A 16042-nucleotide genomic window follows, 5' to 3' on the forward strand; every position below is an offset into this window, starting at 1 on the left:
CACGATGGCGATGCGGTACGCATCTTCGCCAAGTTTGACGATGTTATGGGTTCGTTCTCATAGCTATATCCTCCGTAGAGCAAACAGTTCCCTCTTGAAACTCAAAAAGACAAAAACCAGATCGATTTGCGCGCGATGCCGAAAGGGTCGACGCGCCCCCCGTCGGTTCGCTCCGAATGCGGCGAGGAGGACCTCTTGAAAAATCTGTTTTGTCCATGAGGAGAGCGACATGACGTTCCGTCCCTTGCGGATCCGCGTCTTCGCACAGATTGGGGCAACCGAATTCCCGAAACGGCGCAATCGCGGACAAGGCTGACATTGGCAAGCCGGACTCGCCTGAAATTCAGGATGCCCTTGGCAGGTGGTTGATCTTCGCCGCCAAAATGAAATCATTCTCGTGCAGGCCCTTGATCTTGTGGGTCTGCAGCGAGACCTCCGCATAGCCCCAGCCGAAGCAAATGTCGGGGTGATGCCCCTCCTCTTCCGCCAGCCGACCGACCTCGTCGACGAAGGCCAGCGCCTGTTGGAAATCGTCGAACTTGAACTTGCGGCGGATTAGATGCCCGTCGTCCAGGAGGCCCCAACCGGGTGTCTGCGAAAGATATCCGGCGGCTTCGTCCCTGGTCAGCGGCGGGATGCCGCCGCGGCAGGGCGTGCAGGTCTTCTTCGCGATATTCTCGATCATAAGTTCCTCCTTCTGGAGCTGGCTCCGGTCAACGCACCCGGTCTTTGCTAACATGGTGCTTGCGCAGACCTTTGCGGATCTGGTCGGCAAGACATTGGTTGGCGGGCTCCTGCGCTTGCCAGAACGCTTCGGCGGCTTCGGCCGCTCCGGCTCTGATGTCGTCATTATGTTTTGGCATTCCGGCCGGCCTCCTCAAGAGGAGATCTCGACCGTGCTACCGACCGCGAGGCCAAGCTCGCTGTCCGCACGCCCCTGGTTGACCGCGCTGAGGCCGAAATCGGTGAACAGCATCATGTGGCCAGTTTGCCTCTGAGGAGCGGGGGGATGCAAGCTGGATCGGGGCGAAGTCTCTGCCGGGTGGCAAGCCGAAATTCGTTGCAAGCACCGTCTACCTCGGCGTTGCGCCATTCCCTGACGCGCCACGGCGATGAGCCCCACCCGCTATGCGGAAACCAGCTTCTTTTCCGTCGCGAAGGGGCTCAGGCCAAGCCAAGCATACATCTGGCTGGCGACCTGACGATCACCGGTGAGCACGAGCTTTCCATCGCTCATCGCCTGACGGACGGTCGTCTGCCCCATCCAGATGGCAGTCATGGTGCGCAGGTCGGTGGTGACGTACAGGTCGATATCGAAGCCGGGATCGACCGAGCAGAGATCCACCTCGACGCCAGGCTCGATGAGAAGCCACCACCGCCGGCGAGCGGCAGGCAGCTCGGGGTATAGGAATTGAATCACGCAGCGCCGCGGCGGCAACGTCGTGGGGTCGAGATTGCGGTGCATGTCCCACATCAACAGCGACGGATCGAGATGTTGCAGGGAGACATCGGCCTCGAACCAGCGCTGGCCCCATATGCCAATCGCCTCGACCACCGGCTTCAAGTCCCGTCCGGCGGGCGTTAGGTGATACTCAAGAATTCCCGGCTCGGTCCGCGAAGCAACACGACGGACGATGCCGGCCTCCTCGAGGTCGCGCAGCCGTTTGACTAGCAGCGCCGGCGACATGCGCGGCACGCCGCGACGCAGATCGTTGAAGCGGGTCGAGCCAGCCACCAATTCACGCACGAGCACGACCGTCCAGCGCGTGCATAGCACCTCGGCAGCCAACGCGACCGGACAGAACTGTCCATAGCTCGCTTGTGCCATGATGAGCCTCCTCACCAAGTTCACCTGACGCTACGGCAGATGACGGATCTTGGCTAGTTCAGATTGTATACCGGGCAGTTCAATTCCTGAACTAGAGCTCCCTGCCTCCTTTGTGCGACATTCGTGATGGTTGCGCCAGCATCAGCGCTCAAGAATGGGAGGATCACGGGAATGGCCGACCAATGGCTTTTCAAGAGCGAAACCTACGACAACTGCAGCTGCGCGATGAATTGCGGCTGCCAGTTCAATTTGCCGAGCACCCAGGGCTATTGTCAGTCGGCCTTCATCGGCAACATCGTTGAAGGCCACTTCAAGAACACGTCCCTGGTGGGCCTGAACTGGGCGGCGCTGTACAAGTGGCCCGGCGAAATTAAGGACGGAAACGGCCGGCGTCAGATCATCATCGACGAGCGTGCGGATAAGGGTCAACGGTCCGCGCTCGAAATCATCATTTCGGGCGCGGCGTGCAGACCATTTAGCAATCTCTTCGCGGTCTTTGCTTCAACATGCTCGGACTTTTGCGAGACGCTGTTCCTGCCTATCGATCTCAGGGCGGACTTGGACGCGCGAACCGCGAAGGTCGCGATCCCTGGCGTCTTAACGAGCAGCGCCAGCCCGAAAATCAACGAGTTCACGGGCGAGCCGTTCCACATCGCGCTGGCACGACCGAGCGGCAGCTTCGAGTTTACCTACGCGGAAATCGGGCTCGGTACGACCGCGGTCACCGGTGATATGGAAATGGCGTTCGAAGATTCATGGGCGCATTTTTGTGTTCACCATTTCAATCAGGATGGCCTGGTCCGAGAAAGATCAAGGCTCACGGCATGGCTTGGGTAGTATCGCCAGCTGACTCCGAGGGCCTAAAAGGCGTCGATTTACACCGTCGACGAGAGCGCCCCTAAGCGCGACCGGATTGTGAGCCGGCAGATGGAGCAGTTTGCCGGGCGCAGTTCTCCGATTGCGGCCTCCCGGTTGCCGGCATTCGGTGGCTGCTGTGTTAATTGGTCAAGCTCCGAGCGAAGGGGCTTCCGCGCTCGCCGCGCCTGTGCTTGGTTATGCTCATCTGCCTCGCTTTTGGCGGTACGCACCCAGACGTGGCGGTGAAGGAAAACCTCCCTCGGGTGATCCTCTCAATCTATCCCCGGCTGCTTGCGCAACTCATGTCTCGTAGCAGTCTCGAAGCGTCCTGGCTCCGAAGGATCCCCCGGCAAGGCTGCGCTTAACCGTGAAATCTGGTGAAGCCTACACCTTCCCGGCCTGGTCTGGGAAAAGCATTCCCCTCGGCTTGATGCATAGTGGGCGCCCACGACCGGCGAGATCACGTGGCCCGTCGCCGGATCCAAGATTCGGGTGGCATTCGTTCGCGCGCCCGCCCATAGCGGCATCGTCTACAACAGCGAATGAACCTTATTGAGGAAGACCTAAATGCCAAGCGACAAGCCACTACAGTTTGTAGCCGATATTGCGCAGAGGTCTTTCCGCCAGGCAATGTCGGCGTCGGTTTCGACACCCAGCGGAGAGGCGCCATCCACCACGCCGGGCACGCCGCGGCCCAGCTCCGTTTGCGCGACGATCACCTGTGTCGGGTTGGCCGTCGCGCAGTAAATGCGGGAGACCTCTGGCACTGCACGCACCGCAGCCAGGACGTTAACGGGAAAGAATCCGCCGCCCAGGAAGATCAGGAAGGTGTGGCCAGCGCCAATGGCCAATGCGTTTTCGCGTGCGAGGGCGATCACGGCTTCGTCATTACCCGACAAGCGCACCAGCCGCTTACCAGAGGCCTCGCAGAAGGCCAGCCCGAAGCGAATGCCAGGAACCGCGCCACCAGCGCCTCGTTTTTCGAGGGAAACTTCCAGCACCCGATTGACAAGATCTTCGTCATTGTTGAGTTCGATCAATGCCTGCTCGAACAGCTCGATCTGCATATCGAGGTCCATGCTGGGTGGGCCGTTAAGGAAGATCAGCCCGGCATGGATGGCGACGTCGGCATATTGCCCCTTCGTTCCTGGCTTGTCTTTGGCCCCCGGAAATCGACCGAGTTCTTCGTGACGAACGTCCAGTCGCCTTCAAGAATGATCGGTTTGAGCTCCCAGTCCTTCAGCCGCCGAGTTTCATCCAGACGACATGGCTGGTTTCGCCGTAACCTTTTTCCATTGCCATTTTGGCCAGTTCAGGAGTGAGGCACTCATCGATCAGAAACTTCATCCCGTCTACCTGCGACGGGGGACGCGACGATCTGTGATGATGACCGAGCCTTCGGGAAGGTCGCGGAAGACGCGCGGCCGGCCACGCAAGGGGTTGGCTTCAGCATAGATTGAAGCGAGCCTGATTTTCTCTGCGTCGAGGCTAGGCCAGGTTTCGAGGATGCGTTTCGTCGAATGGCCGGCCGCTACGGATGTGGCAACATCATAGACCGGAACGCGGGTGCCCCGGACGACAGGCGTACCTCCAAGGATGTCCGGCGAGGATGTGACAATATCTCGCGCTGCGGCAAGATCGGCCAGCCGTTCGCTCGCACCTCTCATAAAGGGCATAAGATCGATCGTCAGAAAATCGTGATGCACGGTCCAGTCCTCGCGCAACAGGGCGGACCACGGGAGCGTGCGCGCTTTTGTTAGGCGACCCTCTGCCGTCCGGATGGCAAACAGTCGTTCTTCCGAGGTGAGGCGGCGGGCGCTCTCGAAATAGAAGGCGATGAACGAGCAGGCCCCGGCCAGGACATGGCGACCGTTGTCGAGCGAGACGAAGGCTTCGGGGAGAATGTGCTCGTCGATGACGCGATTGACGTCGCGTAGGCTCACGCGCGACACAACGGCAGCCTCGCTCGCCTTCAGCATTTCCGCAACTGCGGGCATGTGAGCCTCCATATTAATTCTTCCGATGTGTCGGAATATATAATTTGCAGGCGGAGACATCAAGGCCCTGACGAGGAACGGCTAGCGCCGCCTGATGGCGGGACGCCCGCGACACCCGAACGACCGCCGGGTTTCTTGCGATGGCCGACTTTGAGATCCAACTGCCGCCTGATGCGACGAGACTTTGTGACACTACGGACGGAGACCGCGATAGCACATCACCGCAAAAGCAGAACGAGTTCGCAAACTCTTCTCCCTGAAAGGTGATGTCCGCAACCCATGACGGTGTTCTCGGTGGCCGCCTGGGATCGCATTAATCGTCAACGCCGCGAGACCTTGCATGTTCCTCCGTCAACACCACCGCGAAGACGATGCCCATGGCGGAGAAGTGCAACACGCACCGCTCACACCCGGCCTTTTGGGCCTTGAGCAGCGTGAGCTTGCCCGCGTCGTCGAGGTCATCCACGAGGAGTTCGCCGATGCGCTCGAGGGGAGCTCGGCCGCCTTCAAGAAGCGCGGCCGGATTCTGAAGATCATTCTGTTCGGCTCCTATGCCCGCGGCACCTTCGTCGACGAGCCGCACACGATGAAGGGCTACCGTTCCGACTACGACATTCTTGTTATCGTCAATTCGAAGAAACTCGCCGAACCCGAATACTGGGAAAAAGCGACCGACCGATTGATGTGGGACAAGGGGGTCTCGACTCCCGTCGGTCTGATCATCCATGGCGCCAGGGAGGTGAACAACTTTTTGGCGGACGGGCAGTATTTCTTTGTCGACATCCTGCGCGAGGGCATCGTTCTCTATGAACTCGACGACCGGCCGCTGGCGGAACCGAAACGGCTCTCACCCGACGATGCGCTTCGAGTGGCAAGGGAGCATTTCGAGAGACTATTTCCGGAAGCCCGGTTGATGCTGCGGACTGCGCATTGGCAAGCCGGACAAATAGGCGACGCGCCGGAATGGGCGCGTCTCGCAGCCTTTAGCTTAAATCAGGCTACCGAGCACGCATACTCAACGGTCCTCCTAACTCTCGCCAACTACAGCCCGCCGTCCCACAATCTCAAGTTCCTCCGCGGCCTTGCTGAAGATAAAGATCGTCGGCTTATCGATGCTTGACCGCGCGACCAGCACCGATCTATCGCGTGGTACAACATCCTCAACGAGGCTTATGTGAAGGCGCGCTATTCCAAGCACTTCGAAATCACAGAGGAAGCGCTTGGCTGGCTTCTTGAGCGCACCGAACATCTGCATCGCCTTGTTGAAGGGAGCTGCAGGGAGCGGCTGGCGGAATTGGCAAAGGTAAACGGCGTAAGGTGAGGCCTACCTGCGGGCGATGACCGTGCTGCAAAGCCTCCATCGGCGTCTGACTAGGGCCGGGGCGGGGATGCAGCAGTTCCGAGAGATAATCACACCGACGAAGCCGGAGCTCCGCGAATTGGTTCGCGAGCGGGCAGGTCGAATTCGATTCCTCCGAGCAGCGCAATGCGGGCTCGGATCGCCGTAGCGAGATTGCGCGGCCGCCCTTCGTCGGTCGACAGTGCGGCGCAGGATGACGCGTAAGCGCTGCTTCAACGCGTCATCAAGATTGCGGATCTCATACTGGCCTTGGATGGTCCGCACATCAATTATGCGATTTAATCATTGACCGCAGAATTCGCAGCTGTTCCGATGAACGGGACGCGAGAGGCGGCGACGCGTTCCGCATCTTGCCCCCCAAGGCCTTGAACCATTTACCGCAGCCGCTTGCCGCTTTCGTCGAATACCAGGGCGCAGCCCGGATCGAAGCGGGCGGTGATATGGTCGCTGGATTTGAGGCCACGGCCGTTTTTCGTCTCGATGATCACAAGCTCGCCATTGCCATGGCGGGCGTAGGCGAAGGTCTCGCCGCCGAGATGCTCCAGCATGTCGATCGTCAGGTCCAGGCTTGCGGTGCCGTGCTCCTTGAAGTGTTCGGGACGAATGCCGACCGTCACCGGCGTTCCCGGGGTCGCTTCCCGAAGACTGATGGGGATTCTCGCGTCTGCGTAGTCCGGCAGGCGCGCAAAGGTTCCTCCCTCGCCGGTCTCGATCATGCCCTTCAAGAAATTCATCTTCGGCGAGCCGATGAAGCCGGCGACGAAGAGATTGGCGGGATCGTCGTAGAGATCGAGCGGCGAGCCGACCTGCTCGACCACGCCGCCGCGCATGACGACGATCTTGTCGGCAAGCGTCATCGCTTCGACCTGGTCGTGCGTCACATAGACAATCGTGGCGGCAAGCTGCTTGTGCAGCCTGGCGATCTCGATGCGCATGTGGACGCGAAGTTCCGCATCGAGGTTCGACAGCGGTTCGTCGAAGAGGAAGATTTTTGGATGCCGGACGATCGCCCGGCCGATCGCGACGCGCTGGCGCTGGCCGCCGGAAAGCTGCTTCGGCTTGCGGTCGAGCAGCGGACCGAGTTCGAGGATGTTCGCGGCCTCCATTACGCGCTTTTGGATCTCCGCCTTCGGGACGCCGGCGAAGCGCAAGGCAAAGCCCATGTTCTCCCGGACGGTCATATGCGGGTAGAGCGCATAGGACTGGAAGACCATGGCGATGCCGCGCTTCGAGGGATCGACATCGTTCATCAGCACGTCGTCGATTGTCAGGTCCCCGAAAGTGATTTCCTCGAGCCCGGCGATCATCCGGAGCAGGGTCGACTTGCCGCAGCCGGACGGCCCGACGAAGACGACGAACTCGCCGGATTTGATATCGAGATCGACACCCTTGATGACTTCGAAACCGCCATAGGACTTGCGGACGCCGTTGAGTTGCAGCTCACTCATGCCCTCGCCACCCCATCTGCTGTGGCGGAGAGCTCGACCCTGGCAGTGCCGAGACGAGATGAGGTGACGATGACGCGGATATTGCCGGCGACACCCGTCGATTCCAGCCAGAAACCGGTCGAGCCGCCTTGGAAGACGAGCTGGCTTGGCCCGATGAGCCGCGCCGGACCGTCAACCGCGATATCGACGGCATCATTGAGGAAGGGAAGGACGTTGCCGACCTGGTCGAGGGCGCGGACGATGACGCGGACACTGTCGCGCTCCTCGGTCCTGAGCGTCTTGCTGTCGGCCTCTACTTCGAGCGTCATCGGCACGGGATCGGCGACCATCCGGAGATGGGCGACCGCCTTGCCGCCGATGAAGCCGGTGAATTCGGCACTTTCCCATTTCATGCCCCAGACACCGAGCTCGTCCTTGGTGAAGTGGCGGTGGTCGATGACCACAGGGGCGTGCGGCAGGTGCGGGAAGGTCTCGCGGTCCGGACCGACGCGCTTCGTAAGCGAGCCGTATTTCAGTTCGATCTCGTCGCAATTGGTCAGCACGATCAAGGGCAGCACACCGCCGATATTGCGCTCGCCGCGCGCCCAGAAGGTGACCGGCTTCATCACCACTTCTTCGGACGGCTCGCATTGGCTGGCGTAGACAAAAGCGGCGAACTTCGGCTCGCGGAACATGTCCATGACGCCGTGATAGCAGATCCGGTCGCCGGAGCCGAAATCCTTGTGGGTGTTGTAGTCGAACATGCACCAGCCGATCGCGCCGGAAATGCTCGCGTCACCATGCGCTGCGTTCAGCACTTCGAGATGGCGGCGGACATGTTCGGCCTGCCGCTGCTCCTGGTCGTAGATCTTCGTCGGATACATGTGGCCGCCGAATTCGGTGATGAGATAAGGCACCTTGCGGGAAAGCCCGGTGCATTCCTGCTGCGGGCGGAGCGCCGTGCGCGGGCGGTTCGAGCCGGGCAGCTCCTCGTTGCCGAGGATGAAGTCGTTCATCGTGTAGACGTCCTCGAGGAATTCGCTGTCGGTGATGTAGCGCACGCCGCCCGTCTGCCGTGTCGGGTCGAGTTCGCGGGCGAGGCGGTTTGTCTCGACGTAGAAGTCATGCGAATCCTGCGACTCGTTGATCCTGACGCCCCAGATGACGATCGAGGGATGGTTCCAGTCGCGCTCGATCATCCGGCGGACGTTCTGGATCGCCTCCTGCTTCCAGGCCTCGCCGCCGATGTGCTGCCAGCCGGGGATTTCCTCGAAGACGAGCAGGCCGATGCGGTCGCAATGGTCGAGGAACCACTTCGACTGCGGATAGTGTGAGGTGCGGACGAGATTGCAATGGAGCTTGTGCTTCAAGAGTTCCGCATCGCGCTCCTGCGCGCTGCGCCCCATCGCATAGCCGACATAGGGGAAGGCCTGGTGGCGATTGAGGCCGCGGATCTTGAGCGGCCGGCCGTTCAGCCGGAAGCCGTCTACGGTGAACTCCGCGGTGCGGAAGCCGAAACGCGATGCAAGCCGGTCGCGGCCATGATCGGTGCGGAGCTGGACGTCCACCTGATAGAGCACCGGAGCGTCGATATCCCAGAGCGACAAGCCCTTGAGGCCGGTCATATCGAGGGTGACGCTCTCGCCGCTTGTCTCGGCGACCGCCTCGGCGAGAACCTCGCCATCGGCGTCTCGCAAGAGGGCCGTCACCGTGGCGGCGATGGCGATGCCCTGCGGATTGGCGAGGTCGCAGCGAACGGCGACCGCCTTCGTGTCGGACAGCACGTCGCGGGGCTCGATCTTGATATTGGCGATCGACACCGGATCGGTGAGCTTCAGCCAGACGTCGCGATAGATGCCGGCATAGGTGAGGTAGTCGATCCGGCCGCCAAAGGGCGGGATCTCCGGATTCTCGCTGCCGTCGATCTTGACGGTGATCAGGTTGTCGCCTTCCTTGAGGCGCCCGGTCAGGCGGGCCTCGAACGGGGTGTAGCCGTCCTTGTGGGCGACGATCTCCTCGCCGTTCAAGTAGACGACGGCATCCGCCATCGCCGCGTCGAAGACGATCGACACCTCGCGGCCGGCGAAGTCGGGATGCCAGGTGATGATCTTCTGATAGGTGAAGGCGCGCTGGTAGGAGGTCTCGTCGAAATAGTTGAAGGGCAGCTCGACCGCATTGTGCGGCAGGCTGACGGGATCACCGGTTTGCGGCTTGCCGGCATCGGCGGCGTTGAAGCCTTCGGAAAAGACCCATGAATCATTGAATGAAGTGACAGAGCGCATCATCGTTCCTATTTAACTGAGCCCAGCATGCCCTGGACGAATTGGCGTTGCATGAAGAAGAAGACGGTAAGCGTGGGCAGCGTCGCGAGGATCGTGCCGACCATCACCACCCCGTAGTCGGGGTAATAGGCCGAGGCGAGCGACGAGATGACCAGCGTGATCGTCTTCGTCTCGTTGGACTGCAGCACGATCAGCGGCCAGAGATAGTTGTTCCAGGCGGTCATGAAGACGATGATGAAGGCCGCTGCATAGGTCGAGCGCATCACCGGCACATAGATGTAGAGGAAGATCTGCCACTCTTTCAGGCCGTCGACCTTCGCAGCGTCGCGCAGTTCAGAGGGGAACGCCTTGGTGCACTGGCGGAAATAGAAGACGATGAAGGCCGAGCCGATCGTCGGCAGCACGACGGCGATATGCGTGTTGATGAGGTCCATCTTGCCCATCATGATGAACAGCGGGATCATCAGCGCCGCGAAGGGGATCATCAGCGTTAGCAGCATGGCCCGGTAAAGGCGCTCGCGGTGGCGTGATCGGAAGATCTCGAAACCGTAGCCGGCGAGCGACGAGACGGCCAGCGTAAGCACTGTCGCGAAGATGGTGACCTTGGCCGAATTCCAGAAGACCAGCGGCACGTTCACCAAGGTGAAGAAGTTGGCGATATTCGTTGCCAGCGCCTCGCCGGGCAGGAGCCGGCCCTTGATGATGTCGATCGACGAATTGGTCGCGCCGAACGCCATCCAGATGAAGGGGAAGATGGAGAGGAAAGCCATCAGCCCGACGAAGCCATAGGTGAGGACGGCAGACGCGATATTTGCCGGGTTGTTTCTCATCGGTCGCGCTCCCGGGCGAGGAAGAACTGCAGGAAGGCGAGCAGGGCAACGAGCACGACAATCACGTAGGAAACCGTCGCCGCATAGCCGAAGTTCGGCATGAAGCGGAAGGTCAAGTTGTAGATATAGAGCGACAGTGTCAGCGTCGCATTCGACGGCCCGCCCTTGCCCTCGGTGAGGTTATAGACCTCGTCGAAGAGCTGCAGCGTGCCGATCGTCGAGATCACCGTGGTGAACAGGATGACGGGCTTCAGGAGCGGTATGGTGATGTGGGTGAAGCGCGCCCAGGCCGGGACGCCGTCAATCCGCGCTACTTCGTAGATCGACCTGTCGATGTTTTGCAGTGCCGCCAGATAGAAGATCATGTTGTAGCCGGTCCAGCGCCAGGTGATGGCGATGATGACGAGCGCCTTCGCCCAGAAGGGATGCGTCTGCCACGGGATCGGCGAGGCAATGATGCCGATTGCCTGCAGCGTTGAATTGACGATGCCGCCGAACGCGAACATGCCCTTGAAGAGCACCGAATAGGCGACGAGCGATGTGACGCAGGGCAGGAAGATCGCGGTGCGGAAGAAGGCCCGGCCGACGAGCCGCGGATTGTTCAGGAGCGACGCCAGGATCAGCGCCAGCAGGATCATGATCGGCACCTGCACGACGAAATAGGTCATCGTGTTGGTCAGCGCCTTGATGAACACCGGATCGTTCCAGAGGCGGACGATATTTGAAAAGCCGGCGAACTTCATCATCATGCCACGGCCGGACTGGAAGGACATCCAGAGCGACCAGACGATCGGATAGACCATGAAGAGGGCGATCAGCCCGAGCGCCGGCGCGACGAAGAGCCAGCCATTGACGTCATAATATCGGCCGATGCCGCCGCGGCGCGCCAGAGCCATCGTCAACCTCATCGAAAACGGGGGGTACTGGCCGTGGCGCACCCGCCACGGCCGCGAGCGGCAGGCGGTCGGGCCTGCCGCGCGTTGGCTCGGTTATTGGATATGTCCGCTGATTTCGGACTCGATCGCCTTCAGCGCGTCGTCGACCGGCATGCCCTGCGTCAACGCCGGCAATTGCGCGGTGACCGCGAGATCCGCCTCGTTGGTGAAGACGCCGTAGTTGACCGACGGTACCTTCACCAGCCAGTCGGAGAAGTTCTGCCAGACTTTCTCGCCGCCGAAGAACGGATCGGCGGCCTCGTAGGCCGCGCCGCCGCGGGCGGCGAGCAGCGAGCCGACGGCACCGCGCTCCTGCAGGATCTTCTGGTAGAAATCGATGTCCTTGCCGTAGATCTCGTTCAGGAAGTCGATCGCTTCGGCTTTTTCAGCCGAGCTTTCAAGCACGTACCAGCTCGATCCGCCGAGGTTCGAGGCATGCGTCGCGCCTTCGATCGACAGCGCCGGGATCGGCGCCACACCCCATTTGCCGGCCTGGTCCGGCTGCGCCTTGACGGTGCCGGTGATCCACACACCGGTGACGACGGTGGCAACGTCGCCGGAGGTGAAGGTGCCGACCCAGTCGGACCAGCCGTTGGCCGGCTTGTAGATATTGGCGGACATGATCTTGCCCATGGTCTCGACTGCCGCCTTCAGCGCCGGATTGCCGGTGATGTTCGGCTTGCCTTCCTTGTCGAAATACCATTGGCCGGCCGACTGCATGATGATGCGGACGAGGCCGCCATCGTTCGGGTCGAGGCCCATCATCTTCTTGCCGGTCTTCGCCTCGACTTGGCTGCCGATCTCGATGAAACGATCCCAGGTAAGGTTCTGCATGTCCTCGGGCTTGAAGCCAGCCTGCTCGAGGTAGTCCTTGCGATAGTAGAGACCGGTGACGCCGGAATCGAAGGGCATGCCATAGATCTGGCCGTCGACGGTCATCACCTCGACCTTGTACGGCGCGAAACCGGAGTAATCGACAGTACCGGATAGGGCCGCAAAGGCGCCCGGGAAGGATTGCAGGTATTTCTGCGCGCCGTAGTCCTCGATCAGGACAATATCGGGCAGCGCGTCGGCGGTGCCGGAGGCAAGGCCCGTCTGGAGCTTTTGCTCGACGTCGGTCTTGGCGAAATCGACGACATTGAAGGTGACATCCGGATGCGTCTTGGTATAGCGGGCGCCCGCTTCCTTCATGATCGCGACGTTGAAGTTCGGATCCCAGCACCAGATGGTGATTTCCTTCGCCTCGGCGGCGGTCACCGCCAGAAAGCTCGCGCTCGCAAGCGCCAGAGCGGCGATCCGCGGCAGATGGGCACGCGCGAAAATATCCATGCATTCCTCCCTCAAGGTTCGTTCCCCGAGACAGTCCTCTCTGTCTCTGGGGCGGAGTATTTCCTAAAATCGGAGGGGACGCAATATTTTCAGTAAATTTTTACTTGGCTATTTTCTGAGCCAGCTTACGCAGGCTCGAGGTCGGTCTGGGAGAAATCATCGCCCTTGAAGAGCAAGGGGAGGCGGTAGGTTTTCGCGCAGGCATAGGAGAAGCAATCTCCGAAATTGAGCCTTGCGGGGTGGGCGACCACGCCGCCATAGGTCCGGCACGCATCGATCGCGGTGCGATGCATTGCGCTGTCAATCGTCAACTCTTTCGCGCCGATCGTCTCAATAAAAGCCTCGACATGCTGTTGCGCCAAATCGATCAGGTGCGGCGGGATCGGCACTTGGTTTCCGAGGGCGCCATCCCGCTTTTTGCGGGCGAGGCTGATGACAGCCTCAAATACGCAGAGCGAAGAATAGTAGATTGGCTTTGCCGCATTTTCGATCTTGGCAATCAGGAGATCGGCGTCCTCCTCGTCGCCGAGGATGGCGACGATGGCTGAAGCATCCAGGAACATCAGATACCGCCCCACTGTTCATCGGCAAATTTCTTCATGTCAAAGTCGGGATCATCCGGCCCCATGGCGCGAACCTCGTTTTGAAGCCGCTTGATTCGGTCTTTCAAGGGAATTGCTTGTCTGGCGCGTGCCAATTCATTGAGCAGCGCACGACGCACCGCCTCCGTCTTGTTGGGGGCGTTGATCGCCTGCTGGACCTGCTTCGCAAGTTCGTCGACTGCGCCATCGCGAATATAGAGGGACATCGGGGCATTCTCCGGTATATTCCAGATTGGATATACACATATTCTAGTCGGGATATACGGCGGCGGCAAGCGCCGCGAGGTGGCGCCCACCGTGATATGCGACGGGCAGGGATCATGCGTAGCGTCTACACGGACCCGAGCTCTTCGCGGCCGGCCATTGATCCGCCTGGTTCGCGATCGCCCTGCTGGGGCGTGCTTCCCCGCCAGACCATTTCGGTTCCGAGAACCACCTTCTTGGCGACGTCGCGCCCGGAAAGGCGCTCGAGCAACAGGTCGACGGCAGTTTCGCCGATCAGCTCGGCCGGAATCTTGACGGTCGAAAGCGGCGGCCCGAGAAATTGTGCGACAGGAATATCGTTGAAGCTCGCCACGGCAATGTCCTCGGGGATCCTGAGGCCCATCTCCTGAATAGCCCGGTAAGCGCCGAGCGCCATGTTGTCGTTGCAGGTGATCAGTACCTTCGGCGGGTGGGGCTTCGACAGCATCGCCTTTGTGAGCGCGTAGCCGCTGTCGGGCGTCATCCGCTCGACGAGACACAGTTCCGGATCGTAGAGTCCGGCCTTCACCATCCAGTCGATAAAGGTCCGGCAGCGACGCTCCGAGTAGATGTTTTCCGGTTCGTGGAAGGCGTCGATCCAGCCGATAAAGCCGATCCGGCGATAGCCCATGGCGTGAACCGCTTCCAGGAGCCGGGTCATTGCCAACGCGACGTCGCTCAACACGCTGTCGTCCGCATCGCCGGCGGGCGCGTAATCGGCAAAGACGAGGTGGCGGCTGTGGCGGCGCAGCCATTCGAGCGCTTCACCATAGTAGTGGCCGACCGCAACGACGCCCGAGGCGCCCTCCAGTATCGCCGCTTCCGGAGCGCTGCCGGTCGGGACGACCTTGACGATCTCGCTTTTCATCGCCTGACAGCGGCTTTCGATGCCGAGCCGGACGCCGACATAGTAGGGATCGGCCAGTTCCTGGGCCGGCTCGAGGAAGTGGACGAGCGCAATCTTCTGCCCGGCGCCGAGTCCTTGGGCGGCCGCCCGGCCGCGGTTGCGCGGCGTCGCGTAATTCAGCGCCTCGGCCGTTTCGATGATCGCCTGGCGTTTCCTGGTGGAGATCGACAGGGTCGGATCGTAGTTCAAGACCCGCGACACGGTCGCCGACGACACACCGACAGCCGCTGCGATTTCCTTGATTGTCACCATTGTCTTACGTCCCGCCCAGTCAGTCGCGTGCTTCGCGTCTTTTATTTAGTAAATTTTTATCGCGCAGATTTCAATCGCACGCGGCAGCCAGCGTGGTTACCGATTCACTTATCTTCTGGGTTTTTGCGGGCACGCTCGCATACATGCCGGTGGTGCGGAACTCCGTCGGGCTCGCGCCGAAGACGCGGCGGAAGACCTTGGCGAAATAGTTCGGGTCGTCGAAGCCGGACAGGATGGCTACCTCCTTGACCGGCAGGTCCGCGGTCTTGGTCAAGAGCTTCACGGCCCTTTGCAACCGCTTCTGCAGCACGAATTCGGCGGGCGGCATGCCTTCGCTTGCCGCGAAGACGCGGGAGAAGTGCGCGCGGCTCAAGCCGGAGACGCGGGCGAGCTCTTCGACCGGCAGCGGCTTTTCGAGGTTCGCCAGGATATGATCGATGACGTGCTGCATCTTCCGATACTCTTCACTGATGACCGGATGCGAGCCGAAGACGTCGTCATAGAGCGCCATTGCCGCCTCATAGGCGATCGCCGAGGCGCAGCCGGGCGTCTCACCGCCGGTGATGAGGCGGCGGCTGCAGTCCGCCAGGTGCTCGACCGTCTCCGGCTGCAGCTTCAGGACCGGGCCGGTGACGGCGAGAATGGCGCGGTGGATGCGCAGCGCCTCCTCGCCGTTCATCGAGATCCAGAAAAACTCCCACCGCCCGTCTTCCTCCAGCCAGTAGCGGTGATTGTGCGGGACGAGAAGCAGCAGCGTATCGCCCTCGCGCAGGCGATAGGTGCGGTGCTCGTAGCGTAAGTTTCCGGCGCCGCCGATCGTGTGCTGCAGTACAGTGAATGGCGTCTGGCCCCGCTTTCGCCCGTCCCAGTCGTAGCCGCCATCGGTCCTGATCTCGTAGCCGGTGCTGGTCGGCATCGTGTGCAGGCTCTGCCTTCCCCGCGGCAGCGAAACGGTCCGCATCACCGGCCCCCGGTCGATCAATTGCTGCAGCACAGAATCACCCATGAAAGCACAATCCCGCTCTAGTCGCGCTCCGGATTATACACATAATGGCCACAGATCGCGCAAGACGCACGGCTAACCGGCGTCCGAAGCAGGGTTTTCGGTAAGGACGGTCCGCGACGGCTGGCCAGATCAATTCGATGAATTGATTTTACCCTTATTGCGCGAGGATCGCCTTTGCGAGGAGGA

15 protein-coding genes and 2 pseudogenes are annotated in these 16042 nt (G+C 60.9%); 2 read left to right on the forward strand and 15 right to left on the reverse strand.

Annotated features, from left to right (window positions below; translation table 11 throughout):
* Positions 1–343: 343 nt before the first annotated feature.
* The 4 genes from N181_RS13730 to N181_RS13735 form a co-directional block, all read right to left on the reverse strand.
* The gene (locus N181_RS13730) at positions 344–685 is read right to left on the reverse strand and encodes a 4a-hydroxytetrahydrobiopterin dehydratase (protein WP_037400832.1); all 342 of its coding nucleotides are present in this window, start codon (positions 683–685) and stop codon (positions 344–346) included.
* Between the two features lie 28 nt (positions 686–713).
* On the reverse strand, positions 714–863 hold the full coding sequence (locus N181_RS33110) for a hypothetical protein (RefSeq protein ID WP_153451367.1): 150 nt from the start codon (positions 861–863) through the stop codon (positions 714–716).
* A gap of 14 nt (positions 864–877) precedes the next feature.
* Positions 878–979, reverse strand: a complete 102-nt coding sequence (locus tag N181_RS34765) for an SAM-dependent chlorinase/fluorinase (protein WP_141322364.1) — start codon at positions 977–979, stop codon at positions 878–880.
* Positions 980–1126: 147 nt separating this feature from the next.
* Positions 1127–1828, reverse strand: coding sequence for a winged helix-turn-helix transcriptional regulator (locus N181_RS13735; protein WP_037400835.1), 702 nt, complete (start codon positions 1826–1828; stop codon positions 1127–1129).
* Between the two features lie 171 nt (positions 1829–1999).
* Between N181_RS13735 and N181_RS13740 the strand changes: the two genes are divergently transcribed.
* A complete protein-coding gene (locus N181_RS13740) occupies positions 2000–2665 on the forward strand; it encodes a DUF1326 domain-containing protein (protein ID WP_037400838.1) in 666 nt (221 codons plus the stop codon).
* A 606-nt stretch (positions 2666–3271) separates the two neighbouring features.
* Here N181_RS13740 and N181_RS13745 read toward each other — a convergent pair.
* Together N181_RS13745 and N181_RS13755 are read right to left on the reverse strand one after the other, a co-directional pair.
* A pseudogene (locus tag N181_RS13745) lies at positions 3272–3651 on the reverse strand (adenosine-specific kinase); the annotation flags it as partial.
* A gap of 387 nt (positions 3652–4038) precedes the next feature.
* A complete protein-coding gene (locus N181_RS13755) occupies positions 4039–4695 on the reverse strand; it encodes a DUF433 domain-containing protein (RefSeq protein ID WP_080577776.1) in 657 nt (218 codons plus the stop codon).
* 328 nt (positions 4696–5023) lie between these two features.
* Between N181_RS13755 and N181_RS13760 the strand changes: the two are divergent.
* Positions 5024–6004 (forward strand): annotated as a pseudogene (locus tag N181_RS13760) (nucleotidyltransferase and HEPN domain-containing protein).
* A 413-nt stretch (positions 6005–6417) separates the two neighbouring features.
* Here the strand turns inward: N181_RS13760 and N181_RS13765 are convergent.
* The 9 genes from N181_RS13765 to N181_RS13805 all read right to left on the reverse strand — a co-directional run bounded on the left by N181_RS13765 (position 6418) and on the right by N181_RS13805 (position 15856).
* Positions 6418–7491 (reverse strand): ABC transporter ATP-binding protein, encoded by a 1074-nt coding sequence (locus tag N181_RS13765; RefSeq protein ID WP_037400841.1) that lies wholly within the window; start codon positions 7489–7491, stop codon positions 6418–6420.
* Positions 7488–9752: a glycoside hydrolase family 2 protein gene (locus N181_RS13770; RefSeq protein ID WP_037433007.1), complete on the reverse strand. Its 2265-nt coding sequence runs from the start codon at positions 9750–9752 to the stop codon at positions 7488–7490. Before N181_RS13770 ends, N181_RS13765 begins: the two co-directional genes overlap by 4 nt.
* Before the next feature lie 8 nt (positions 9753–9760).
* Positions 9761–10582, reverse strand: coding sequence for a carbohydrate ABC transporter permease (locus N181_RS13775; protein WP_037433009.1), 822 nt, complete (start codon positions 10580–10582; stop codon positions 9761–9763).
* Entirely contained in the window at positions 10579–11478 is a 900-nt protein-coding gene (locus tag N181_RS13780) for a carbohydrate ABC transporter permease (RefSeq protein ID WP_037433011.1), read from the reverse strand. Before N181_RS13780 ends, N181_RS13775 begins: the two co-directional genes overlap by 4 nt.
* Positions 11479–11571: 93 nt before the next feature.
* On the reverse strand, positions 11572–12846 hold the full coding sequence (locus N181_RS13785; RefSeq protein ID WP_037433015.1) for an ABC transporter substrate-binding protein: 1275 nt from the start codon (positions 12844–12846) through the stop codon (positions 11572–11574).
* 125 nt (positions 12847–12971) lie between these two features.
* Positions 12972–13409, reverse strand: coding sequence for a type II toxin-antitoxin system VapC family toxin (locus tag N181_RS13790; protein WP_050994660.1), 438 nt, complete (start codon positions 13407–13409; stop codon positions 12972–12974).
* The gene (locus tag N181_RS13795) at positions 13409–13654 is read right to left on the reverse strand and encodes a type II toxin-antitoxin system VapB family antitoxin (protein ID WP_037400863.1); all 246 of its coding nucleotides are present in this window, start codon (positions 13652–13654) and stop codon (positions 13409–13411) included. The genes N181_RS13790 and N181_RS13795 overlap by 1 nt, the downstream gene beginning before the upstream one ends.
* Before the next feature lie 125 nt (positions 13655–13779).
* Entirely contained in the window at positions 13780–14850 is a 1071-nt protein-coding gene (locus N181_RS13800; protein ID WP_037433017.1) for a LacI family DNA-binding transcriptional regulator, read from the reverse strand.
* A 70-nt stretch (positions 14851–14920) separates the two neighbouring features.
* Positions 14921–15856, reverse strand: a complete 936-nt coding sequence (locus N181_RS13805) for an AraC family transcriptional regulator (RefSeq protein WP_037433019.1) — start codon at positions 15854–15856, stop codon at positions 14921–14923.
* Positions 15857–16042 lie beyond the last annotated feature (186 nt).

This window comes from Sinorhizobium fredii USDA 205 (assembly GCF_001461695.1).
Lineage (GTDB): Bacteria > Pseudomonadota > Alphaproteobacteria > Rhizobiales > Rhizobiaceae > Sinorhizobium > Sinorhizobium fredii.

Coding starts and splice junctions, on each gene's coding strand:
- N181_RS13730 (WP_037400832.1), bottom strand. CDS start 685: ATGATCGAGAATATCGCGAAGAAGACCTGCACGCCCTGCCGCGGCGGC.
- N181_RS33110 (WP_153451367.1), bottom strand. CDS start 863: ATGCCAAAACATAATGACGACATCAGAGCCGGAGCGGCCGAAGCCGCC.
- N181_RS34765 (WP_141322364.1), bottom strand. CDS start 979: ATGATGCTGTTCACCGATTTCGGCCTCAGCGCGGTCAACCAGGGGCGT.
- N181_RS13735 (WP_037400835.1), bottom strand. CDS start 1,828: ATGGCACAAGCGAGCTATGGACAGTTCTGTCCGGTCGCGTTGGCTGCC.
- N181_RS13740 (WP_037400838.1), top strand. CDS start 2,000: ATGGCCGACCAATGGCTTTTCAAGAGCGAAACCTACGACAACTGCAGC.
- N181_RS13755 (WP_080577776.1), bottom strand. CDS start 4,695: ATGGAGGCTCACATGCCCGCAGTTGCGGAAATGCTGAAGGCGAGCGAG.
- N181_RS13765 (WP_037400841.1), bottom strand. CDS start 7,491: ATGAGTGAGCTGCAACTCAACGGCGTCCGCAAGTCCTATGGCGGTTTC.
- N181_RS13770 (WP_037433007.1), bottom strand. CDS start 9,752: ATGCGCTCTGTCACTTCATTCAATGATTCATGGGTCTTTTCCGAAGGC.
- N181_RS13775 (WP_037433009.1), bottom strand. CDS start 10,582: ATGAGAAACAACCCGGCAAATATCGCGTCTGCCGTCCTCACCTATGGC.
- N181_RS13780 (WP_037433011.1), bottom strand. CDS start 11,478: ATGGCTCTGGCGCGCCGCGGCGGCATCGGCCGATATTATGACGTCAAT.
- N181_RS13785 (WP_037433015.1), bottom strand. CDS start 12,846: ATGGATATTTTCGCGCGTGCCCATCTGCCGCGGATCGCCGCTCTGGCG.
- N181_RS13790 (WP_050994660.1), bottom strand. CDS start 13,409: ATGTTCCTGGATGCTTCAGCCATCGTCGCCATCCTCGGCGACGAGGAG.
- N181_RS13795 (WP_037400863.1), bottom strand. CDS start 13,654: ATGTCCCTCTATATTCGCGATGGCGCAGTCGACGAACTTGCGAAGCAG.
- N181_RS13800 (WP_037433017.1), bottom strand. CDS start 14,850: ATGGTGACAATCAAGGAAATCGCAGCGGCTGTCGGTGTGTCGTCGGCG.
- N181_RS13805 (WP_037433019.1), bottom strand. CDS start 15,856: ATGGGTGATTCTGTGCTGCAGCAATTGATCGACCGGGGGCCGGTGATG.